Annotated in this window: 22 protein-coding genes; 15 read left to right on the top strand and 7 right to left on the bottom strand. The window is 37.2% G+C overall.

Annotation, left to right across the window (positions count from 1 at the left end):
* Positions 1 to 4: 4 nt before the first annotated feature.
* Positions 5 to 1942 (top strand): M1 family metallopeptidase, encoded by a 1938-nt coding sequence (locus tag EI546_RS13170; protein WP_128250975.1) that lies wholly within the window; start codon positions 5 to 7, stop codon positions 1940 to 1942.
* A 335-nt stretch (positions 1943 to 2277) separates the two neighbouring features.
* Here the strand turns inward: EI546_RS13170 and EI546_RS13175 are convergent, their stop codons facing one another.
* The 3 genes from EI546_RS13175 to EI546_RS13185 form a co-directional block, all read right to left on the bottom strand.
* Positions 2278 to 3807, bottom strand: a complete 1530-nt coding sequence (locus EI546_RS13175; protein WP_128250976.1) for a M56 family metallopeptidase — start codon at positions 3805 to 3807, stop codon at positions 2278 to 2280.
* Between the two features lie 62 nt (positions 3808 to 3869).
* Positions 3870 to 4247: a BlaI/MecI/CopY family transcriptional regulator gene (locus tag EI546_RS13180; RefSeq protein ID WP_128250977.1), complete on the bottom strand. Its 378-nt coding sequence runs from the start codon at positions 4245 to 4247 to the stop codon at positions 3870 to 3872.
* 166 nt (positions 4248 to 4413) lie between these two features.
* Positions 4414 to 6867: a hypothetical protein gene (locus tag EI546_RS13185; protein ID WP_128250978.1), complete on the bottom strand. Its 2454-nt coding sequence runs from the start codon at positions 6865 to 6867 to the stop codon at positions 4414 to 4416.
* Between the two features lie 142 nt (positions 6868 to 7009).
* Between EI546_RS13185 and EI546_RS13190 the strand changes: the two genes are divergently transcribed.
* From EI546_RS13190 to EI546_RS13220, 7 genes are all read left to right on the top strand, one after another.
* Positions 7010 to 7579, top strand: a complete 570-nt coding sequence (locus EI546_RS13190; RefSeq protein ID WP_128250979.1) for a PhnA domain-containing protein — start codon at positions 7010 to 7012, stop codon at positions 7577 to 7579.
* Positions 7580 to 7716: 137 nt separating this feature from the next.
* Positions 7717 to 8271, top strand: a complete 555-nt coding sequence (locus EI546_RS13195) for a nitroreductase family protein (protein ID WP_128250980.1) — start codon at positions 7717 to 7719, stop codon at positions 8269 to 8271.
* 233 nt (positions 8272 to 8504) lie between these two features.
* The gene (locus tag EI546_RS13200; protein ID WP_128250981.1) at positions 8505 to 8990 is read left to right on the top strand and encodes an energy transducer TonB; all 486 of its coding nucleotides are present in this window, start codon (positions 8505 to 8507) and stop codon (positions 8988 to 8990) included.
* A gap of 231 nt (positions 8991 to 9221) precedes the next feature.
* A complete protein-coding gene (locus EI546_RS13205; protein ID WP_128251623.1) occupies positions 9222 to 9590 on the top strand; it encodes a BlaI/MecI/CopY family transcriptional regulator in 369 nt (122 codons plus the stop codon).
* Positions 9587 to 10924 carry a M56 family metallopeptidase gene (locus EI546_RS13210; protein WP_128250982.1) on the top strand — a complete coding sequence of 446 codons (1338 nt, stop codon included), beginning with the start codon at positions 9587 to 9589 and terminating at the stop codon, positions 10922 to 10924. Before EI546_RS13205 ends, EI546_RS13210 begins: the two co-directional genes overlap by 4 nt.
* A gap of 290 nt (positions 10925 to 11214) precedes the next feature.
* The gene (locus tag EI546_RS13215; RefSeq protein WP_128250983.1) at positions 11215 to 12354 is read left to right on the top strand and encodes a tetratricopeptide repeat protein; all 1140 of its coding nucleotides are present in this window, start codon (positions 11215 to 11217) and stop codon (positions 12352 to 12354) included.
* Between the two features lie 138 nt (positions 12355 to 12492).
* On the top strand, positions 12493 to 12972 hold the full coding sequence (locus tag EI546_RS13220; protein ID WP_128250984.1) for a hypothetical protein: 480 nt from the start codon (positions 12493 to 12495) through the stop codon (positions 12970 to 12972).
* On the opposite strand, the gene EI546_RS13225 is transcribed toward EI546_RS13220, so the two are convergent.
* The 3 genes from EI546_RS13225 to EI546_RS13235 are packed head-to-tail and all read right to left on the bottom strand — an operon-like array spanning position 12973 to position 15975.
* Positions 12973 to 13842: a porin family protein gene (locus tag EI546_RS13225; RefSeq protein ID WP_128250985.1), complete on the bottom strand. Its 870-nt coding sequence runs from the start codon at positions 13840 to 13842 to the stop codon at positions 12973 to 12975.
* A 43-nt stretch (positions 13843 to 13885) separates the two neighbouring features.
* Positions 13886 to 15031: a glycosyltransferase family 2 protein gene (locus tag EI546_RS13230; RefSeq protein WP_128250986.1), complete on the bottom strand. Its 1146-nt coding sequence runs from the start codon at positions 15029 to 15031 to the stop codon at positions 13886 to 13888.
* Positions 15028 to 15975: a lysylphosphatidylglycerol synthase domain-containing protein gene (locus EI546_RS13235; RefSeq protein ID WP_164905239.1), complete on the bottom strand. Its 948-nt coding sequence runs from the start codon at positions 15973 to 15975 to the stop codon at positions 15028 to 15030. The genes EI546_RS13230 and EI546_RS13235 overlap by 4 nt, the downstream gene beginning before the upstream one ends.
* Before the next feature lie 54 nt (positions 15976 to 16029).
* Here EI546_RS13235 and ruvC point away from each other — a divergent pair, with 54 nt between their 5' ends.
* Positions 16030 to 16587 carry a crossover junction endodeoxyribonuclease RuvC gene (gene ruvC / locus EI546_RS13240; protein WP_128250988.1) on the top strand — a complete coding sequence of 186 codons (558 nt, stop codon included), beginning with the start codon at positions 16030 to 16032 and terminating at the stop codon, positions 16585 to 16587.
* Positions 16588 to 16725: 138 nt separating this feature from the next.
* On the opposite strand, the gene EI546_RS13245 is transcribed toward ruvC, so the two are convergent.
* A complete protein-coding gene (locus EI546_RS13245) occupies positions 16726 to 17820 on the bottom strand; it encodes a transporter substrate-binding domain-containing protein (RefSeq protein WP_128250989.1) in 1095 nt (364 codons plus the stop codon).
* Between the two features lie 163 nt (positions 17821 to 17983).
* Here EI546_RS13245 and hemW point away from each other — a divergent pair, with 163 nt between their 5' ends.
* From hemW to EI546_RS13275, 6 genes are all read left to right on the top strand, one after another.
* Positions 17984 to 19114 carry a radical SAM family heme chaperone HemW gene (hemW, locus tag EI546_RS13250; protein ID WP_128250990.1) on the top strand — a complete coding sequence of 377 codons (1131 nt, stop codon included), beginning with the start codon at positions 17984 to 17986 and terminating at the stop codon, positions 19112 to 19114.
* 70 nt (positions 19115 to 19184) lie between these two features.
* Complete coding sequence (locus EI546_RS13255; RefSeq protein ID WP_128250991.1) at positions 19185 to 19949, top strand: cyclase family protein; 765 nt, start codon at positions 19185 to 19187, stop codon at positions 19947 to 19949.
* A gap of 88 nt (positions 19950 to 20037) precedes the next feature.
* Entirely contained in the window at positions 20038 to 20388 is a 351-nt protein-coding gene (locus tag EI546_RS13260; RefSeq protein WP_128250992.1) for a DUF4260 domain-containing protein, read from the top strand.
* A gap of 72 nt (positions 20389 to 20460) precedes the next feature.
* Entirely contained in the window at positions 20461 to 20820 is a 360-nt protein-coding gene (locus tag EI546_RS13265) for an MmcQ/YjbR family DNA-binding protein (RefSeq protein WP_128250993.1), read from the top strand.
* 82 nt (positions 20821 to 20902) lie between these two features.
* Entirely contained in the window at positions 20903 to 22687 is a 1785-nt protein-coding gene (locus EI546_RS13270) for a MutS-related protein (protein WP_128250994.1), read from the top strand.
* A gap of 9 nt (positions 22688 to 22696) precedes the next feature.
* On the top strand, positions 22697 to 23692 hold the full coding sequence (locus EI546_RS13275; protein ID WP_128250995.1) for a metal-dependent hydrolase: 996 nt from the start codon (positions 22697 to 22699) through the stop codon (positions 23690 to 23692).
* Positions 23693 to 23892: the final 200 nt, after the last annotated feature.

The raw sequence follows: 23892 nt of genomic DNA on the forward strand, positions 1-23892 counted from the left end.
AGCAATGAATTATTTTAAAAGCAGCCTATTTCTAACTCTTTTAGTCTCTGTTTTTTCTTTATCAATTTTCGCACAGGAAGTCGATTATGGAAATCAGCATTTGTTCGATCAGTTCACCTATCGTCAAGGAAATGTTTACCGGACCGCTTCAGGAAAACCAGGTCCTGAATATTGGCAAAATAGCGCCGACTACGTTCTGGATGCTACTTTGGACGAGAAATCGCACACAGTTACGGGAAATGTTATCATTCATTATACCAACAATAGCCCCGAATCCCTCGATTTTATTTGGTTATATGTAGAGCAGAACCGTTTTACGGAAAACTCTCGGGGTACTCTTACCACACCGGTTCAAGGAAATCGGTATAGTGGAGATATTGAAGGAGGATTTGAACTATCCGCGGTTTCGGCAAAAACAAAGACGGGAACTTCATCCAAATATTTAATCGATGATACTAGAATGCAGGTTTTTCTTGATCAGCCACTTGCTGCCAAAGGGGGAGAGGTAACGATAGAAATGAGTTTTAAATTTAAGGTACCCGTACACGGAATGGATCGAATGGGCCGTTTGGATATTAAGGATGGAACCATTTATGCCATTGCACAGTGGTATCCGCGGGTTGCCGTTTTTGATGATGTGGTCGGCTGGAATACCGAACCATATTTGGGTGCAGGTGAATTTTATTGCGAATATGGAAATTTTGATGTCAAGATTACCGCTCCTGCAAACCATACCGTGGTTTGTTCTGGTGTTCTACAAAATCCAAAGGAAGTGCTAACCAAAACCCAACAAGAACGTTGGGCCGAAGCTGAGAAAAGCGATAAAACCGTTTATGTAATTAAACCAAGCGAAGTTGGTAAGCCATCGGCACACGTTAAGAATAGTGGGATGCTTACCTGGCATTTTAAAATGGAAAACACGCGCGATGTGGCTTGGGCTTCTTCTCAAGCCTTTATTTGGGATGCTGCAAAAATGAATCTAGGTGATGGGAAGTCAGGATTGGCACAATCAGTTTATCCAAAAGAAAGTGACGGAAAAAACGCTTGGAACCGTTCGACGGAATATACCAAGGCCGCAGTTGAATTTTATTCAAATACCTATTACACTTATCCGTACCATAATGCTATAAACGTGGCGGCCAATGTGGGAGGAATGGAATATCCTGGAGTAAGTTTTTGCGGATACAAGAGTACCGCATCCAGTCTTTGGGGAGTTACCGATCACGAATTTGGGCATAACTGGTTCCCGATGATTGTTGGAAGCAACGAGCGCAGGTATCCGTGGATGGATGAAGGGTTGAATACTTTTATCAACCATTATAGTACCGTTTCGTTCAATAATGGCGAATACGATACGAGAATGGAAGGTCCACGAAATTTAATTCCTTATTTAAAATCTGATACTCGTGAGGGAATTGACACTTCTCCTGAAGTTGCAGGTGCTCGTAACTTGGCTTATACCGCATATTATAAACCTTTTGCAGGTCTTTATTTACTTCGTGAATATATTTTGGGTCACGAAAGATTTGACTATGCTTTTAAAAGTTATATCAAAACCTGGGCGTACAAACATCCACAACCCAATGATTTTTTCAACCATATAGAAAGTGCCGCCGGTGAGGATTTGGATTGGTTCTGGAAAGGATGGTTTTATGGAAATGGAAATATTGATATTGGAATTAGTTCCGTTAAGCCTTATACCAATGGGGGATATCTAATTACCGTGGAAAATAATGGACAGATCCCGATGCCTGTGGAACTTCAGGTTATTTATTCTGACGATTCTACTGAGTCGGTCAAACTTCCTGTAGAAATTTGGCAGCGAGGAAATAGTTGGACACATCTTTTAAAAACGACCAAGGAAGTTAAGCGCGTGGTATTCGATCCCAACAAAATTGTGCCAGACGTAAATATTTTGAACGATACTTGGAATAAGCTGTAGCGTACGGATTTATACACTTAAAGAAACTGTATCAAAACTGCCTGTTAACTTTTTGTCCGGTCGAGCGCAGTCGAGACCTTATTCATTATCAGCAATTAACGGTTCTTGATGCGCTTGAATAAGTATTGAAAATAAGTTTTGGGACAGCCCACTTGTGGTAACTGATCTTTGAAAGAAATAAATTGGGATTTGTTTAATTCATTGTTCTTCTTTCAGAAAAAAAATGCTTCCGAAGTTTAAAGCTTTTGAAGCATTTTTTATGAATTGGCTAAAATGATTTTATGTGTCGAAATTGCTTCCCTATTGGGATTTAAGTGTTTTTCTCCAAATTTAGTTTATTCCTGTTTCCTCCATTCGTCGATTATATCTTTACTCGCGGCATCTTTTTGAACCTTAATAGACCAGGGATTACTTTCGTCTTTTTGAACTTCGATTGACTGTGGATTATCTCCGTCCTCTTGAACTTCAATCGACCATGGGTTGTTTTCATCCTTTTGGACTTCGATTGTCCGTGGACTATCTTCGTTCTTTTGAACTTCAATTGACCATGGATTATTTTCATCCTTTTCCGCATTGGCGTTAGCCTTTGTAAAATTTTCGACGTCTATTAAATACTGCTGATATAATCCTTCGGCCTCCTCAACGGTCTTACCGGCCATTGGGTTTATTTGACGTATATGCTTTAGACCAGCATCTCTTTCATTTTTTAAAATCCCAACACTCATGCTTCTTACATTACAAGAATGTAATATGTTCTCTATCTCTTTAGCTATATTAAGGTTGTTTTCATTTTCAAGTTCAATGCGCGCTGAGAGGTATTTTTGTTTTTCTTCTACTGTTAAACTTTTGTTCAGTTTGTTTAACTCATTTTTTAAATTGGAAAGGGCGACGCGTTTGCCATTCAAGTAAATTTTGGAGTTTTCATCAATTTCTATCTGAATATCCTCGATGAGATCATTTGTTGAAACATAACTGTTTTCATGGCCTGTTTTAATAGTTTCCGTAGAACCGAATCCATAGATCAGGAATGACAGGAGCGGTAAAATCAATAGGCTTCTGAATAAAATACTGCGGCGGGAAGTGTTTGTTTTCATAATTAAAAATCGTTTTTTCATGGGTGAGTAATTGATTGAATGTGCCAGCCGTGGCGTTATAGTATGGCTTTGGTTATTGGGATTTATGAATGCTAATAATAATTTTTGATAAGCCGAGGTTTCAAAACCGTTTTTCAAGACCGCTTCATCGGCGAGAAATTCGTGGTTGAGTTTGATGCTTCTTTTTAAGAAATAAAATAGTGGATTGAACCAGAATATGATTTTCAAAAGCTCAATCAGAATAATATCTAAACTATGTCTTTGTCTTGCATGAGCTTCTTCGTGAAGCAGGACTTCAGCAGGAATATTGCCCGATTCAAACTTCTCCTTGTTTAGAAATATATAGCTAAAAAAAGTATGTGGAATAACATTTTCTTTTAAAAGAATATTTGTAAAACTTCTATCCTGACGTTTTGGATTCTTCCGAATTTGTTGAATTATAGTGAAAAGATTTCTGAGAAATTTCACACTAAAAAATAAGACTCCCAATCCGTAGATTGTCCAAAGAACAAGTGGCCAATAATTTATAGTTTCAATGGTTTTATCAACGGTCAACTTCGGAATTCCTTCCGTGTAAATTGTCTGAAAGGCCGAAACTTGCCCATAACTTGTAAAGGTTATAAATGGAATAACGAAGGAAGTAACTAAACTTCCAAGTAAATAAAATCGTTTAAAATTGTGGATCGAGGTGTTTTCCAGAACAAGCTTGTAAAAGACGTAAAGAATGGCAAGAATGACGGTAGACTTCAGAAGATATAGTTCCATAATCATTTAATCAGGTGTTGATATTATATTGTTTGAAGATCTAATTTTATTAAGGTTTTTAAAATGACCTATTTTAAAGGATTTTTCTTATTGATTTCTGAATCGATGATAGCTTTCAATTCCTCCAACTCTTTTTTGGAAAGATTGGTTTCTTCGGTGAAAAATGAAGCAAATTGGGAAGGACTGTTATTGAAGAAATTTTTGATCAATCCATTGACGTGCTTTGAAAAGTAATCTCTCTTTTTTACCAATGGAAAGTACTCACGGGAACGCCCAAGTTGTTTGTAATCGACAAATTTCTTGTCTTGCATCCGTTTTAAAAGAGTGGCAACGGTAGTTGTGGCGGGTCTTGGTTCAGGATAGGCTTCAACTAAATCTTTCATTAGAGCGCGTTCCTTTTTCCAGAGGAATTGCATTAATTGTTCTTCGGCGTTTGAGAGTGTCATTTTTAAAGATTGAAATTATTTCTACAAACGTAGAATGAATATTCTTATTCTACAAACATAGAGCAAACTTTTTTTTGAAAAATGTTTCGTTCGATTATTGAATTTAGGGTAGGTGCTTCGGAAAAAGGATTTCTCAGAAACATATTATTTTTGAAAGAATTTTTATTTATGGTGTGGACTTATCCGGTTGTTCTATAGAAATATTTTTCCTTTCTGAAATAAAACTCCCGTCATTTGCCGTTCCTTCAATGAAAACTGAGATGTTATTTATTTTGGGCCGTGCAATTGTAAAATTTAAGGTTCCATTTTCTGTAACCTTCAGGTTTGGAAACCAATCGATCACCCCAAAATCTCTAAAGAAGAAACCGTTGTATGACGAATATTCGGGAGCATAAAACTTCTTTGGACTACTGAAAGACAGGGGTACATTAATATCCTGAGAAACATTTCTCTCCATCTTGCTTTGTGCTTTCAGCGGATCGGTATAAATCTTTATTACTCCTGCTGCTCCCAGTCCTCCTTCACTTGTTCCTGACTTATCAAAAGTTATATAATCTATATCATCTAGGGTATATTTATACAAAAAATCGGTATTTTTTAGCGGAACGTTATTTAAATAGACTATTACAGTCTTCTGTTTAACAAAGGTGTTCGAGGAACCAGAAAGCGTTCCGGGTGAGGTAATCGTAGCACCCTGTCCAAATGAGACTGGCCGCGGATTGTAAATAACTAATTTACCCCCTGATTCGAAAACTTTAAATCCCTGGCTCCTGATAAAGTCGGCAAAATAAACATAAGACTTTCGGGTTTGATCGTCTACAATCTTCACTTTTCCAAAAGCAGTTCTTGTCAATTGATCTTCTCGAGACAGTTTTTTATTTCCTTGGATCACTACTTCTTCCAAATGCTCCATATTCTCCCAACTTGGTTTCAGAGTATTCTGAGCGGAATAAGTGTCCATTTCTTTTTTTTCGATTAAGGGAGGAATGTCACCTGATTGGTTTAGATCGGGAATTCGTGACGGAGAAAATTGCAAGTATAGATTAGGTCTTTCAATATGGTTGTTTTTCTTGACGCTGCTAAATCTTAATACCTCAGAATCCATTGGATAAAGACCGACGGCGCCAAAATCTTTATCACCTTCTTCTAAATCAAACAGCTCCATTTCATTATTGCTGGTGGCGTACATCATATATTCGGAACGGGAATTTTTATTGACATTCGCTCTAAAACTTATGCCATTTTCATATTCGTAATCTGCTTTTGGCGGATGATTGAAAATAGTATTCCAGTCATAACTGCTCCAGCCTTGCGTCAAGAGCACATTGTCGAGCTCAAATTTCTTTTTCCGGGTAACATCCGTAAAATAATAAGCCGCGTCTTCCACATAACCTTTTATATAGGGCTGTAAATATGTTTCAGAAATTATATTATTGTTGGGATTATAGGATTTTGTTTCCTCTGGGAGCACTGACACACTAAAATTATTGAATAATCTTTTATCGACCTTACTAATAGGAATTGTAATGGTAAGGGAATCTTTAGTGGCCGATGTGCTAGGATTTTCGGCCGATAACAATTCAATTCCGTCATATTTAAAGAAAAGTCGTTCTAAAATGGGATTGTTGTTTTCATTAAAAAGAGTAAAAATATTGATGCCCGAAGTCAAGTCTTCATAATTTATAACCTTGACCACTTCTTGGGATTTTCCAAAGGTTAAATCGACTGTTTTTAAAACTTCTCCGTTATGGATTGCCAAGGTGTACTTCTGGTTTTTTATTTGTTTTAATGTTGACTGATTGGTTCTAAAGGATAGTGCAACCTTATTATCCACATCGTTCATAGTGATTGCTATCCCATCATTCTCAATATTTTTAATAGGAAATTTTTGAACCGAACCATCCAAAATCACATTATAGATTTCGTTACTCTGTGGTGTAAAGATGAATTTTCCAATTCCGAAACCATTCGTCTTAAAATCGGTAAGTGTGTTATCTTTTGAATCTACCACTTTTGCGGACATATAGGGAATCCCTAAGCCTTTATTATCTTTTACAATTACACCAACCGAGTTTGTCACATCGGTTACAAAATGTCCTCCTTCAGGGAGAAATTGCGCATCAATTGTTGAATTTCTTTCTTCAGTTTGTGGAATGTTTTCAGTGTTGGAATCTAGGATTTGGATGGTTTGCACATAATAATTTTGCTCATCAAAATTCCGCATCCAGTTGGTATATGCTCTAAAAATGTATTTTCCCGAAGTAAACAAACTGTCTATTTGAAATGATCCACTAGCAACACCGTTATGGGCCAGAATCATTTCGCTTTTCACAATTTTATTGTTTTCATCCGAAAGTGTGCAATAAACATTGGTGGCAGTCTTCGAGAGTTGGTGGTTTCCTTTATCGAAAATATACGCAGTATAACCCAATATTTCTCCTTTTAAATAAGTGGTTTTGTTCAGATGGGCGTATGCTATTTCACGAGGCAATTCCGTATATTCTTTATAGGAAGAAACCAAATTTGGTTGTTTATTTTGTCCGAAACCTGAAAAACTAGAAATCAGAATAAAGACTAGGCTCAATGGCAAAAACGAGGACAGTGTAGTTTTGGAATTCATAATTTCCGAGGTTTAAGTTTACATTGAGATTGATAAAAATACGAAATTCATGCCTCAAATTTTATTCCGCAATTTTAAGGTTTGTTTTTCCAGAAGTATTTTCAATCAAACCGCTATCTTTGCCGAAATATGTTAAAGCATTATGGAAAAAGAGTTACAACAGCGAAGCGACAACAAATGTGAGCTTTGCGGAAGCACAGAAAATCTTGGGGTTTTTCAAATTCCAGATTCTCCCTCGAATGGAGCGGATGCCGCAATTTATATATGCAATGTTTGCAAAGAACAAATTGAGGATTCCGATAAAACTGACCCTAACCATTGGCGTTGCTTGAACGAAAGTATGTGGAGCACGGTTCCTGCTGTCCAGGTTATGGCCTGGAGAATGTTGAACCGATTGAAGTCTGAAGGCTGGCCCCAGGATTTACTGGATATGATGTATCTGGATGAAGAAACCGCACAATGGGCAAAAGCTGGATCTGCAGAAAAAAACGAAAATGTCCTTGTCCATAGAGACAGCAATGGGGTAATCCTGGAAGCTGGAGATTCCGTTGTGCTTATAAAAGATTTAAAAGTGAAGGGAAGCAGCATGGTTGCCAAACAGGGAACAGCGGTACGAAGAATTTCCCTAGACCACGAAAATGAAAAATATATCGAAGGTCGTGTCGATGGGCAACAGATAGTGATCATCACCGACTTCGTGAAAAAGATATAGTGTTTTATTTTATTTACTCCATTTCTTGACAAATAGGCAACCGAGTATATCTCATTTCAAACCTATTTTAAAAATCTAAAGTTGGCTTTTTTTAAAGGAGCCAACTTTTAGTATCTTCACGAGCCAAAATAATATCCATGATTAAAGACATTATCCGAAACCGCCGTGCGGTTTTTCCAGCTCAATATAATGAGGATACGATTTCAAAAGAAGAAATATCCACTATTTTAGAAACTGCCAATTGGGCGCCAAACCATAGGCGTACGGAACCTTGGCGTTTCAAGGTTTTTCACGGAATATCGCAGGCAGCTCTGGGCAAGTTTATGGCCGAAACCTATAAAAGCACTACTGATAAATTTTCTGAGCGCAGCTATCAGAAGATGATTGAAAATCCCACAAAAGCGGGATGTGTGATTGCAATCTGCATGCAACGAGATCCAAAAGAAAGTGTGCCAGAGTGGGAGGAAATTGCCGCAACTGCGATCGCTGTACAAAATATGTGGCTAACCGCGTCCGAAATGAAAATTGGTAGCTATTGGTCTTCACCTGGTGTGAAGGAACATTTAGGAGATTTTATAAATCTTGAAGACGGCGAGCGTTGTTTGGGATTTTTCTATATGGGCAAATATGACGGTGAACTTCCTGAGGGCACACGGAAATCTCCTATTGAGGAAAAAACTGAATGGATTTAAGCTGATTATAGTTCAATCAATATACTAAAAGGCCCAAAAGGAACATAATTGCCATTTGGGTCTTTTTTTTAGAAATTTATCTCTTTTAAACCCTTACGTGTCTTATACTGTACAGAATTAACGAATTAAATGAGGAAATGGAATTGAAATTGCGTTATATTTGATTTTTATTTACAATAGAAAAGGTTTTTTAAACACTTTTAAATTTCTATATTAATCTAAATATTTCAAAAATGTACCAACAAATTTTAAAAAATGGTTTTTCCTATCATCTCTACTTGGTTTCTGTTTTAGCAGTATTTTTATGTGCGAGTACTTTTGGACAGGAAAAACAAAAACATCAGCCAAATGATTCAGGCTTTGAAAGATATTCTTCTAATGAAGTGGATAAAGTCCCGGTTTATCCGGGATGCACAAGTGATAATAATGAAGGTTTAGAAACTTGTATGATGGGTGAAATATCCCAGTATATTGTTAATAATCTAGATTTCAACTTAGCATCACAATCGGGTCTTATGGGGATGCAAGAGATAGTAGTGCATTTTGGAATTGATGCTAGCGGGAAAGTGGTGCACGTTTCTGCCAAGGCCGGTAATCCCACAATGGAGAAAGAAGCGGTCCGCGTAATAAAAAGTTTACCAGAGTGCGAGCCGGGGGAGAAGGATGGTAAAAAAGTTGGAGTTTACTACACTTTTCCTATAGGTTTTGAAGTGGAATAACGGTTTCTTCTTAAAATCTCCTTCCACATAATATATTTTCCTAGAGGGTAATTGAACTTCTGGAAATAAATGGGCAAAAATTTATAACTAAATAATTAGTTTAAACTAATTATTTAGTTATATTTGTTTTATCAAGTTTCAAAAAATATAATCGATTAGTCTAAGATCCAGATTCCGATGCTCTTCGAAATTACATTTTGGTCTTAATTAAAACAAAATCTCATGTCGCACATTAAACAACTTACCAAAGCAGAAGAGGATATTATGCAAATTCTATGGGAACTGCAGGAAGGCAATGTTGCCTCCATAGTAGAACAATTGCCCGAACCAAAACCTGCCTATAATACCGTTTCCACCATAGTTAGAATTTTGGAAAGTAAAGATTTTGTCGATTATAGAAAGGAGGGGAGGAATCATATATATTTCCCGAAAGTGAAAAAGTCGGAATACAGCAATCAGTCCCTCAATAAACTAATGGATGGCTATTTTCAAGGTTCTTTTAAAAGTATGGTTTCGTTTTTTATGAAGAAGAATGATATCAGCATCCAGGAAATGGAGGAAATTATGAAAGAAATTAACTCAGAAAATCCCGAGAAATGATACATACCATTATACATATAATCGTCTATCAACTGCTTTTTCTAGCAGTTTACGATCTCTTTCTGAAGAAGGAAACTTTTTTCAATTTGAATAGGATCTACCTATTGGTCACTCCAATTTTAAGTATCGTTTTGCCCTTTGTAAGTCTTGGATTTATTCAGCAGAACATTCCGCAGGAATATTTTGTTCAATTGCCCGCAGTGGTACTTGAGGGAAATGTTTCGGGATTAGAAAAGAGATTTCCCTGGCTTCTCTTAATCTTAATTCTTTGGATCATGGGGATTGTTGGCAGCGCTCTGCTCTTTTCATACAAGATTTTCAAGTTAATAAAACTGAACCGTTCAGGAACGGTGGAAAATGTTTCGGGAATAACTTTAAGGACACTTCCTAAAACCGACCTTGCTTTTTCTTTCCACAATACTATTTATTTAGGCGATAGTATTTCGAAGGAAAACAGAGCGAGTATTATAGCCCACGAAAAAGTTCATATCTATCAAAAACATTCCTGGGATTTATTGTACTTCGAACTTCTTCGCATTGTATTTTGGTTTAATCCATTTGTTTATCTTTTTCAAAACCGGATATCTACTCTTCACGAATACATCGCTGATACCAAGGTTGCGCACCAAAATAAAAAAAGGGAATACTATCAAAACCTCCTTTCCGAAGTATTCCAAACAGACCAAATTTCTTTTGTCAATACCTTTTTCAAACAGTCATTAATTAAAAAACGCATTGTTATGTTACAGAAAACTAGATCACCTAGAATTAAAATGATGAAGTATTTGCTGTTACTTCCAATTTTGGCAAGTATTCTTATATATACTTCTTGTTCAGGGACCAAGGATATTACTCAGAATAAAGAAAAAGTAATTAATCAAATGCCCACACCTCCAGTTCCTCCAGCTCCACCAACTCCCCCGGTTGCGAATAGAGAAGTTGTTGAAATTACTGAGGTTCGTGAAATGGATGAAAATGAAGTTTCTGATGTGCCTTTTTCAGTTATCGATCAAGTGCCTATCTATCCTGGATGTACTGGAGATAACATCGCGATGAAAAAATGTATGTCCACCAAAATATCCGAATTTATCAATAGTAATTTTAATATTAAAGTAGCCGATACCAGTGTTACGGGAAGACAGCGAATTTCAGTTCAATTTAAAATTAACAACACCGGTAAAGTTGTCGATATCCGGGCAAGAACAAAAAATCCAAAACTTCAGGCAGAAGCAGAGCGGGTGATCGCCATGCTTCCACAAATGTCTCCGGGCGAACAAAGAGGTGAGAAGGTAGGGGTCCTTTATTCATTGCCAATTATTATTGACTTAAAATAATTGCGAGGAACGAAGCAATCTGGGGAACGAAGCAATCTGGGGAACGGAGAAATCTGGGGAACGAAGAATCTAAGTAACGAATTAATTAATTAAGAAGAAAAGCCTTATTTTTTAGTCCAATACGGCTTAATAGAGGTTACATATAAGATTAGGCTGCGTTGGGTTTGGAAATCCAAAGTTTAAAAAGGTTCACTTTATTTTTTATGGTTGGCCTTTTTTATGAAATCAGATTGTTTGATATATAGTTTTACTCTATTTTTTATCTGCAAACGCTAGAATTACGACTTTTAATGAAAAACCTACTATTACCATTTTTCTTAACCTTCATTCTAAATGCCCAAGCACAAACTTCTTCGTATTTAGTTATTGCCAAAATAGCAGACAGTTTATATGAAATTGGCGAGTACAACAAAGCAATTCCATATTTTAGGAAAATAGGAAACTATCAGAAAATTGCAAACAGTTATGAAGCTCTCGGAAATTACAGTGACGCCCGAAAGTATTCAGAAAAAGCTTTATCAGGAGATGAATCCAATCCTAAAACTCAATATGATTACGCAAAATTCCTTGTTCGATTATCAAACTATAAAATAGCTGATAGTATCTTGGAAATACTTCAAAATAAATTCCCCTCGAATTCTAATTTTGTATATGAAAGAGGACTCATAAAAGAAGTTCAAAAGGATTCTACCGCAATTGATTTATTTTTGCAGGCGCACCAAATGGATTCCAACAACCTAAATGCCATTTATAAAATTGCGCGAAATTATATTAAAAATAGGAAGTTTAAAGAAGCAGAGCCCTTTATAGAAAGGGGATTATCTGTTGATAAGAACAGCTCTCGATTTCTAACCTTACTAGCGATTAAGGATTTTTATACGGAAAAATTTCATGAAGCTATATCCACTTATACAATCCTGATTTCCAAAGGTGAAAGTTATCCTTCCCTTCACGAAAATCTAGCAAGATCGTATTCACAAACAAATCAATTTGAAAAGGCTTTGGAGCAATACAAAATTCTTCTGCAAAAGTTTGACGATAAAAATCCCAAATATCATCACGAGGTGGGGGTACTTTATAGATCGATGCAGGAATACGAAAAAGCTGAAAGACATTTCAATATTGCAATCGGACTTCTGGAAACTCCGCTATCAAATGAATATTACGAACTGTCCAAACTGTACGGCTGGAACAAGAATTCTAAGAATGAAATGTACGCTTTACGAAAGGCAATCGCCAATAATCCCAATAATGAGCAAGCATACTATCATTTGGCTGTAGCGGCAGATAATTATTTTAAGGATAAAAAGACAGTTTTAGGGTATTATGAAAACTACCTTAAAAAATATGGGGAAACCGGAAGAATGAGAAATCTTGTCAAACAACGTATAAGCGATTTAAAAATGGAACTTCATTTTATATCGGAATAAGGTTCTAAACCTAACAGGTCTCAAAGACCTGTTAGGTTTTTCACAAGGAACCTTCCTCGTTGCATTTAAATTGGGGCATTAAGATTAATCGTGTATGTTTCAGTAAATTTGTACTTTTCAAATTGAATTTTTTCTGAAATGACAGAGCGTATCTTTTTGGTTTTTCTAATGTTATTGGCAACCTCCTGCCAGTTTTTTGAAACTGAAAAGGTTTCCTCAGAAGCCATTTATGAAGATGAAATGGAAACGATAAATTGGAAAGATGTGGACAGATATCCTTCATTTCCAGTCTGTGAAAATGAAATTGACAAGGCATTACAGAAAAACTGTTTTATCAATACCATAAGCTCTCGGCTGTACCAAAACATCAGTGAGAAAAATATAATTGCCGTAAGGGAGATTTATGATACTGTAAAAGTGAAATTTGAAGTTGGCTCCTCGGGCCGGCTTTCTATTATGGATATTGAAATGGATTCCCTCCTTCAAAAAGAATTTCCAGATCTGGAATCCTGGATTTTGAATAGCTTAGATTCTTTACAACCGGTGGCACCCGCCTACAAACGGGGGATTCCGGTTAAAACACAGTTTACCCTTCCGGTAATTGTGCAGACCAATTGATTATAAATTGAATTTATATCCCAAAGAAAAATTGATGGGGAATTCCTTGTTACTATCTACGTTAATTCCAACAATGTCTTGGTACCTAAAGGTTATATAGCCATCTCCCACCTTATAATCCGCTCCAATCCCAAAAGTGAGCGGCGCATTAAAATCACTTCCCGAATCATTCCGAGTTTGCAGTGTAGTTTCTTCCATAAATGAAATTTGCATTGAATAAAATGTTAGCGCAGCAAATTTGGCGTTTAGATATATATCCAGTTTAGGGGTCTTTACAAACTTAAAACGATAGTTTAAGGCCAATTGAGACGCGGAGTATTTATAATCACTACTTTCAAAAGTATGTTGAAAGTCCAAAACCAAAGCATGCCGTTTCAATTTTACCAAATCGAGCATTTCGAGCTCCACACCCACAAACGCTTGGGAAATATCTTCTGGATTTGCGGTATAGATACTATTGGTTATCCCTACAAATCCACCCAAACGAAAGTGCAACGCGATGTTTTTATTGGTGTCTTCAAAATTTGGGTCCTTCATTTTATTATACCTCGCCACAAAATCGTGGAGGCTGGGAAGGGTTAGCTTTACTTTCTCAGCCGAAATTTCGGCATCGGCGGTTTGTTGTTTTAAAACTGTTTTATACTCTTCTTGGTACTGACCATTTTCCTTGGTGTTTTTCAGCTCTAATACGGTATTTCCCCTTTCCAGGAAGTATCGATATCTTCCCTCGATTGTATTCCATAATAACGTTAATGGTCCTTTTAGCTCCGTTTTCAATTCGTAGGTCTGTCCGTCAACAATATACTTTTCCTGAGCTTGAATAGAAGTGGCAAGAAGAATAAAAATAAGAACTATCAGGAATGATCTCATAAGTGAAAATTAAGCATAGGCTAAGTTAAAAAAATTAATGAAGTTATTTCTGATTTTTAAAGTTGCGACCTTTCCAAGAATATTTTCCATTTAAACTTTTAAAAGAAACCGCGATAACCACTGTGGCATAGGTAAAAGCAAGTTTCGGAAAATTGATAAATGAAATTTTTCTTCGGAAGAGCTTTGCTGTTTGCTTAATTACCAATAAATCGAGAAACATTTTGAATAGTATCAGACCTACATAAAAGAATGCATTCCGAATATCGAGAATAACGGCAAAAGGTAACAGTAGAAAAAGAATGTTTACCATCAAAACCAATAGTCCCAGAAATATGGAAAGGTGGCTTTTTTGTTTTCCCGTTTTGGAGGCCCAGCGAACCCGTTGATTTATAAGTTTTGCCCAGCTAGCTTGTGGCTTGGTTGAGACTATCGCATCCCTGGATTTTAAATATTTCACTTTGGTTGGAAATATTTTCTTGAATTTTTCCATTAAGAAAATGTCATCGCCACTTGCAATATGGTCGTTGCCAGCAAAACCATTTACAGTTTTAAAAGCATCTTTCCGATAGGCCAAATTGGCTCCGTTGCAAAGAATCGGATTTTTTAAACCAAAACTTCCCAGGGTTACAGCTTGCAGACTTAAGCCATCCATCTGTTGAAAATTCTGAATGAAACTATAATTGGATTTATAGATTACGGGTCCGCAAATCATTATAGGCTCATTGGTTTCTTGGTTTTTTTTCTGAATAAAAGAATCAAAGGTTTGTAGCCAGTATTGGGGTAGCTCACAATCTGCATCCGTCGTTATAATCCAATCAAATTTAGAATGTTTTATTGCTTCTGTTATCGCATCCTTTTTTGGAGAATTGGAGAGTCTTCTGTTTTGGAGTAGATGAATAGAAACCGTACTTTTCTCGATTGCACTTTTAATGATTTCCTCATAACCATCCACCGAATCATCGTTTACAAGTAGAACCTCAAATTGGTTTGATGGATAATTTAAATTGGAAATACTTTTTAAAAGGGAAGGAAGATTTTCCGATTCATTTCGGAAGGGAATTACTATGCTGAAATGGGTTAACGGAGAATCCTTTTTCATATTAAATAACGGAATTCTCCTAAAACCGATAATTAAGGCCATCATACAGATAAAATACAGACCATAAATTATCAGCAAAAAAATGATCATCGCGAAATAGGTTGGTAGGTAAGTACGTAAAAACTTCCCAAAATGGAGGGGAGTACAAAGTTAAAGATCCACATAGCGAGAACTGTAGATAAAACCGTTAATTCGGGTATACCAACGAATGAAAAGAGCCAAACAGCAACCCCGCCCCGCACTACGACATCAAATATAAAAATAGTGGGAACTATGGAAACAAGAAGATACATTGCGAATATTAGGGCCATTCCTGTATACACCGAAATATGGGCTCCAAAAAAAAGGAGCATTCCATAAAACATTCCACTAAAAATGAGGTACCGTAAAACGGAAAATGTAAAAATTTTCAGTTTTAGTGAATTTGGAAATTTTTGGATATGCAGGATGATATTTGTAATTGAAAATCCCTTCAGGAATAAGTCTTTTTCTCTGAGAAAATATCCTATGACTGCAATTGAAATCAGCATAACTCCAAAGATAAAAAGTGCAACTGAGGAATAAGCGACTTTATGGTTATAAATAAAATAGAACATCCCCACCAATCCAAATAATAAGGTCACCGTCAATTGGGTGGTATTTGAAAAAAAGTTGAGGAGTAGTACTTTTTTTCTCAAATTATTTGGGAAGAATAAAGCCTTTGCGCCGTATTCGCCAATTCTATTAGGTGTAGCTAAAGAGACAGTTAAAGAGGCTAAACTTTGTTTTAAAGCGGTTTTAAAATCTATTTTTTCCAAGGTTGAAATTAGATTTTGCCATTTCAATATTTCAAAGTACCAGTTCCCTAGTGCAAGAAGTAAAAAAGTCACTAAAAAATAACCGGTAGCAGCAGCTCCTTTTAGGAAGATGCCATTTGCAAAGTCCATAAAATCCAAAACCGGATTATTTTGGAGTCGGTAAAAGATATATATGAAAGTTACCACGAGCACTAAAACTTTCCCGAGGGCAAGGAGATATTGTTTAGTTTTGTGCATTGCAGCCATTGGGCTAAATTACTAATTCCTGCGAAGGCAGGAATCTCAATTTGGATGGAAAATAAATCAGAAAGAATTATTTTAGGAATAGATCCCGGAACCACTATTATGGGTTTTGGATTGATTCGGATTGTAGGAAAACAGATGGTTTTTATGCAACTGAACGAATTGCAACTCAAAAAATACGACGATCATTACCTAAAGCTAAAATTGATTTTTGAACGTACCATTGAGTTGATTGATACCCACAATCCAGATGAAATAGCAATCGAAGCACCTTTCTTTGGAAAAAACGTACAATCCATGCTCAAGCTGGGGCGGGCGCAGGGAGTGGCAATGGCTGCAGGACTTTCACGTGAAATACCCATCACAGAGTATTCTCCAAAAAAGATAAAAATGGCCATAACCGGAAATGGAAATGCCAGTAAGGAGCAGGTAGCAAAAATGCTACAAAGTCTATTGAGCCTAAAAGAACTTCCAAAAAATCTGGATAGTACGGATGGCTTGGCCGCTGCGGTGTGCCATTTCTATAATTCCGGGAAAATTGAAATTGGAAAAAGTTACACAGGCTGGGCAGCTTTTGTGAAGGATAATGAAGATAGAGTTAAGTGATCGATGGTCAGTAATCCGTAGTCAGTAATCAGTATTAATAGCAGGTACGAAATTGATCCGTATTCGATTGCAGTTTAATGGTTTTTCGGATTTTCATAACTCATAACTCATACCTTGTCTGCGTTTCGGCGGTAACCCTTAATTCCGATTGATCCAATCCTCTACTATATGCGTAATTTCCTGGGTCTCTTGCAGACGGATAATTTGCAGATCTACTTGTCGTTTTAATTTACTTCCAACGGGAAAGAGAAAACCGTAATATTGCGGTTCAATTCTTTTCTTGCTCAACACAAAATCATCTTTTTTATCATCGGCAAAAACATATTGCAACGGAATTTCATCATAAATAAGGGCATCCACTTTTTTATCCATCAGCATTTGATACCCTTCCGAAACATCTCCTACCGGAATTGGAGTTCCCTGGACATCCCTGACTTTATCAATTATCTTTTTATAGTTGGGAACAGCCACTTTTTTGTCTTCCAATTTACTCAGATTTGTAATGGTTTTATCATCCGAGGAAGTTTGTGAAAACGTAGTGGCAATACCAGCAACGAATGAAGTAGCTAAAATTAATGAGATTATCATCCACGAACCCAATAGAAATCTTCCTCCTGTGGTGCGTGGCGCCACATCGCCATATCCTACTGTGGTCATGGTTACAACTGCTAACCATACTCCAGAGGCCGTACCTTTTACCACTCCCTCTCCATAATCCTCGGGATATTTCCTGCCCTCGATTACCCAAAATAAGAAGCCTACAATTGACAAAATCACCAATAGACCTAACACGGCATATATAAATGTAGTTGACAGAAATGGTTTTATTTTATCCCAAAAAGTTGTTTCAACTACAGGTGCAAGGATGGCAAGTTCGGTATTATAAAAAGGTTGAGAGAAGTTTGCCAATGCAGCTCTTGATGAGTTTATGGTAATGGGACCAATTAGGATATCCAATTCTTTTTTGTCAATGGCTTTAATCCCATCCGCCACCGATTTATATTCTATAAAATTATAATTTCGATTAAGTCCAAAAGCTATTTCTTTCCAAATATCAATAACAATTCCTTCTTCTTTCTCTCCGTGCATTACAAAAGGTTCCGATCCCGCATAACCTACCTTCAATTTTTCATTTCCACCGAAAACAGAATCCTTTGGGGCACTTTCGTTCTGCGCGAAGGAGTTTAAACTAGTTAAGAGAAAAAAGGAAAAAAGTAAAAATATAATTCGCATTTATTGAGATTTTTCTTGAAATTAAGAAGCGCGAAAACAGCACATTATCCGTAAAATTATAGTTAATTTTGAACTTATAAAAAGAAATAGACAAGGTTTAAGAAACTCTTATGAACACTAATATTCACGTATTTTTCAATCCTAAACAAGGTAATCAGTGATAATGGCCAGAACTTTCGGCATATATATCCACATTCCATTTTGTAAACAGGCCTGCCATTATTGCGATTTCCACTTTTCTACTTCATTAAAGAAAAAAGGTGATTTAGTAAATGCACTCTGTCAGGAATTAGTGCTTCGGAAGAATGAAATACCAGGAAAAGTCGAAACTATTTATTTTGGCGGAGGAACTCCCAGTTTACTTTCATATGATGAATTGCAACAGATTTTTGATGTCATTTACGGCAATTATAAAATTGGTGAAAACCCTGAAATCACTTTAGAGGCGAATCCCGATGATTTAATATCCATGACTATTCTGGCATTAAAGAAATCCAATGTAAATCGTCTTAGCATTGGTGTTCAATCCTTTTTTGAAGAAGATTTAAAACTCATGAACCGCGCCCATAATTCTTCCGAAGCGTTGAATTGTATTAACGAAGCTGGTAAATATTTTAAAAACATAAGCATCGATTTAATTTACGGAATTCCAGGAATGTCCAATGAACGATGGATCCAAAACCTTGAAACCGCCTTGGAATTGAATGTGCCGCATTTATCCTGCTACGCACTTACGGTTGAACCGAGAACCGCTTTAAAGAAATTCATTGACACCGGCAAAATACCACCGGTAGATGAGGAGGCGGCAAAACAGCATTATGAAACTCTCTTAAGGCTAACGGAAGAGGCAGGATATGATAACTACGAATTCTCTAATTTTGGTAAACCTGGTTTCCGATCAAGGAATAATACCGCTTACTGGGAGGGCAAGCCTTACCTGGGAATCGGTCCTTCTGCACATAGTTATGACGGAGATACTCGAAGCTGGAATGTGTCTAATAACACCAAGTACATAAAAAGTATTGCTTCTGGGAATTTGCCCTCGGAGCGAGAAATTCTAACAAAGAAAGATAAATACAACGAATATATTATGACGGGGCTCCGTACTGAAAAAGGAGTCTCCCTGAGAAACGTAGAAGAAGAATTCGGAATAGATTTTCTGGAATATCTGATGGAGCAAGCGTTTAAACCCCTTAAAGAGGGCCATCTAGTTATGGAGGACAAAATCCTTAGAATAGATAGAAAGTCAAAATTTCTTGGAGATGGAATCGCGAGTGATTTGTTTTTGGTTTGAGAGACCTAACAGGTCTTTGAGATCTGTTAGGTTTTAGATTGTTGTATATTTATTTTTTCAAAATTCACGGATGAAAACTACAATTGAAATAGCCAACCAAACCATAGAAGTCAATTTATCCAACCCCTTGGATATTTCAATTCCCTTGCGGGCTTCCCAACAGAATCCACTTGCTTGGTACCAAGAGGAGCCAGAGATGAAACCCGTTAGAATGGGGGATTGGATAGGGAAAGTTTCTGAAGGTGGATCGGTAAATTTCAATAATGTGTTCTTTAATCCGCACGCTCATGGCACTCATACTGAAAGTTTTGGCCATATTTCAAAAGAATTTTATTCGGTAAATGAAGCCTTAAAGACGTTCTTTTTTTTAGCTGAAGTGATTTCAGTAAAATCAGAAAAAGTAGGCGATGACGAAATCATTTCCGAAGAAAGTATTTCGAAAGCTTTGAAGGGAAAAACACCGGAAGGCGTCGTAATTAGGACTTTGCCGAACCCTATTTCCAAAAAATCCAAACATTGGTCGAATACAAATTGGCCTTATCTCGATGAAAAGGCTGCTCTTTATTTGAGGGAAATTGGGGTAAAGCACCTGTTAATAGACCTGCCATCCGTGGATAGGGAACATGATGGAGGAAAGCTTTTAGCCCATAGAGGATTTTGGAATTATCCTGATAATCCCCGCCATAATTGCACGATTACCGAAATGATTTATATACCCGATTCCATTGCCGATGGAAGTTATTTGCTCAATCTGCAAATGGCTTCTTTTGAAAATGACGCTTCCCCGAGCAAACCCGTTTTATACGCAGTGCGAGGTATGAAGCAATCCATATGATATAAAGATTCCAACCCCAAAGTATTTCAAAACTTTGGAGTTTAGTAGCCAGTTATTTTATAACCCTAATTCTATATTTTTCAACAGAATGAAGAACATCCTGAAAATCGAAGAATTAGCCCAGTTTTTACTTGGCATCGTACTTTTCTCCCAACTTGATTTTGCTTGGTGGTGGTTTCCTTCTCTTATTTTACTGCCAGATATAGGAATGATTGGATATGCTTTTAATACGAAAGTTGGAGCATTTGTTTATAACTTGTTTCACAATAAAGCCGTTGGTATCGCATTGATTTTAATTGGAATGTTTTATTTCGGTGAAATATTTACCTTAATTGGAATAATCCTTTTTTCACATTCTGCCATGGATCGCATTTTTGGCTACGGCTTAAAATACCCAGATAGTTTTCAAAATACCCATTTGGGAAAGATTGGAAAATAGCGGTTGCCAGACCCGAAAGGTTTCCAAAACCTGTCAGGTCTGAATTATTTATTAATTCTTAATCCTCAACAAATGAACATAGAACAATTCCGCTCCTACTGCCTTTCCAAGAAAGGAACTACTGAATCCTTTCCATTTGGGGAAGATACACTTGTCTTTAAAGTGATGGACAAGGTTTTTGCCCTCGCCGCTCTCGACAGTCATCCGGCAACAGTAAATCTGAAGTGCGACCCAGAAAAAGCAGTGGAACTTCGGGAAGAATTTGACGGACTTATCGTTCCCGGCTATCATATGAATAAAAAACATTGGAATACTGTAGAAATAGGAGGAAATTTGCCGCCAGCACTCATTTGGGAATTAATTGATCATTCGTACTGTTTGGTGGTGAAAGGCCTGCCCAAAAAGCTTCAATTGGAATTGGACGTGCTGTAATGGCCTGCTTTGCAAAAAATCTAACTATAAGATGAACTTGTTCAAAAAGCTTCAAAGCTAATAGAAGTTCTAAAAGAATAATATGAATATACCTTCTGAATTTTATAAATCCCAGATCGAGAAACATTCTCTAGCACTCAAAAATATCAAAAAACAGCTTGCTCTCTCCAGCAGCATCAGGCTTCTTGTTTTCCTGGTTCTATGTGCAGTATTTTATTTTGCCCTGGAATATTCTGAAAATGAAGTGGCCGCGGCCATTATAGTGATTTTGGCCGCCATTGGGATCTTTGTTTTTTTGGTTGCCAAGCACGACTGGTTAAAATATAAAAGGGATATTACGAGAACTTTGATCAATGAAAACGAATCTGAACTGCAAGTGCAAAGTCGGGTATTTCATCATCTGCCTTCAGGCGAAAAATATAAAGACCCATTTCATTTTTATAGTCAGGATATTGATCTCTTCGGAAGAGGCTCTTTTTTTCAGTATATAAACCGAACAGCGCTGGACAGCGGTTCTGATCTTTTGGCGCAGATACTCACGGAAAATTCCATAGAAAATATTGTGGAAAAGCAGAATGCCGTAAAGGAACTTGCGCAGAAACCCGAATGGCGCCAAGAGTTTTCTGCCGTTGCCGCTCAAGTAAAGACTGAAGTCCCTGCTGATCAAGTAAGCTCTTGGCTTAAAAACTATAAAAAATTTGTCCCAAAATGGGCCAAACCTCTTTCCCTGGCCTTTACCTTGATTTCTGTGGCGTTGTTTGTTGGGAATTATTTTGGGGTCATTTCTGGTTATGTAACCGTGGTCTGGTTTTTTATCGGTCTAGCAATCAGCGGTAGCTACGGTAAAAAAACAAAGGTACTTGCAGACCAGGCGGCAAAGGTACAGAGCACCTTCGAGCAGTTTTACAAGCTGGTGTTGCAGATTGAAAATCAGGGTTTTTCATCTGAACTGCTGGTTCAAAAAAGTAAGGTATTTAAAAGTTCAACCACTAAAACCTCGAATATATTAAAAGAGTTTGCCCGAAATCTGGATGCACTTGAACAAGGGCAGGTTTTTCTTTTTGGTCAGTTGGTCAATGCCTTTATGCTACGCGATTTACGCCAAAGCCATAATATTGAGCAGTGGATAGAAAGGCATAAACTTCAAGTGCACGAGTGGTTTGAGGCGATTACTTTTTTTGACGCTTTTAATAGTTTGGGAAATTTCGCCTTTAACCATCCGCATTATGTCTATCCGAGATTGGCCCAACAGGATTTTGTATTAAAAGTAATTGGAGCAGGACATCCCTTGTTGAACCAGGAAACAATGGTCAGGAATGATTTTCAGATCCATTCCGAAGAATTCTTTATAGTCACAGGTGCGAATATGGCTGGAAAAAGCACATTTTTACGAACCGTTTCCCTGCAAATAGTGATGGGAAATATTGGTCTTCCTGTATGTGCAACAAGTTCGGAGTACAACCCGATAAAGCTGATTACCAGTATGCGCACCACCGACAGTCTTACAGATGATGAATCCTATTTCTTTAGCGAGCTAAAGCGCCTGAAATTTATTGTGGATGAAATAAAAACGGATAAATATTTCATCATTCTCGATGAAATCTTGAAAGGGACCAATAGTACAGATAAAGCCATTGGTTCAAGAAAGTTTGTAGAAAAACTAGTGGGAAGTAATTCTACCGGAATTATCGCCACCCACGACTTGAGCTTGTGCACGGCTGCCGAAGAAATGCCGGAAGTAAAAAACTATTATTTTGATGCCCAGATCATCGATGGGGAGCTTTATTTCGACTATACCTTTAAACCTGGGATTTGCCAAAATATGAATGCCTCCTTTTTATTGAAGAAAATGGAAATTGTTGATTAGATTGCCAAAATGGATTCATTGACACAAATAGTCCTCGGGGCCGCCGTGGGCGAAGCGGTTCTTGGAAAAAAGATTGGGAATAAAGCTATGCTTTTGGGCGCAATCGCTGGTACCATTCCCGATCTCGATGTATTTGTGGGTCATTTTACAGATACCGTTTCTGCCCTTGAAATCCATCGCGGTTTTACGCACTCCATAGTTTTTGCGGTTGGGGTAGGCTTGATGTTTGCATGGTTATGCGCGCTTTGGGACAAGCGCGCTACTTTAAAAGAATGGTGGCTGTTTTGGTTTCTCACATTTGTCACCCATCCACTTTTGGATGCGCATACCACTTGGGGTACGCAGCTCTTTTGGCCGTTTGAAATCCGTTTGGCATACAAGAATATTTTTGTAATCGATCCGCTCTATACAGTTCCATTTCTTATTTTCCTGATTCTGGCAATGCTTCAAAAAAGAGGAAGTATAAAAAGAAGAAAGTTTAATAATCTTGGATTGATAATTAGCAGTAGTTATATGGTTCTCACTATTATTCTGAAAGGAATTACTTATCAAAAATTTAAAAGTGAACTTGCAGATCAAAATATTGAATACCTCACTCTGCAAAACAAACCCAGTCCCTTTAACACTATTCTCTGGACCGCAAATGTGGAAACAGAAGATTCGTTTTTAATTGGAAATTATTCGTTTTTTGATACCAAACCTGTTCAATTCCATTCCCATCCCAAAAACCATCAAGCGCTGGGCAAACTCCATAATGAAGACAAAATTCAACGTCTAATAAAAGTGGTTGAAGGTTGGTACACTATTTCTGAAAGGGATGGTCAATTACTTTTTAACGACCTGCGTTTCGGTCTGATGAGTGTCGATCCCAATTCTGAAAAATATGCATTTAGCTATATTCTTGAAAAGGAAAACGGAGAATTAAAAATTACCGAAGAACCTAAGGATAGGAGTGATGCGAAAAAGTTAATGGAGGATTTGTGGCTGCGAATAAGAGGTAACTAAATTCCTTATAATAATGATTTGGGCGTTCCCCGCCTTTGCTTCGTGCCTCACAAAGGCGGGTCGGGCTATCCGTTGCAAGTCCGCGCTCCCGATAAAAATCGGGAGCTGTGGGCTTTCCACTTCTATCCCTAACGCAATAATTTCAAACTATATCTATGTGTGTTATTATTATAATACAATTAGAATAACTAAGCATTCTT

It is taken from the genome of Aequorivita sp. H23M31 (genome assembly GCF_004022485.1).
GTDB classification, from domain to species: domain Bacteria; phylum Bacteroidota; class Bacteroidia; order Flavobacteriales; family Flavobacteriaceae; genus Aequorivita; species Aequorivita ciconiae.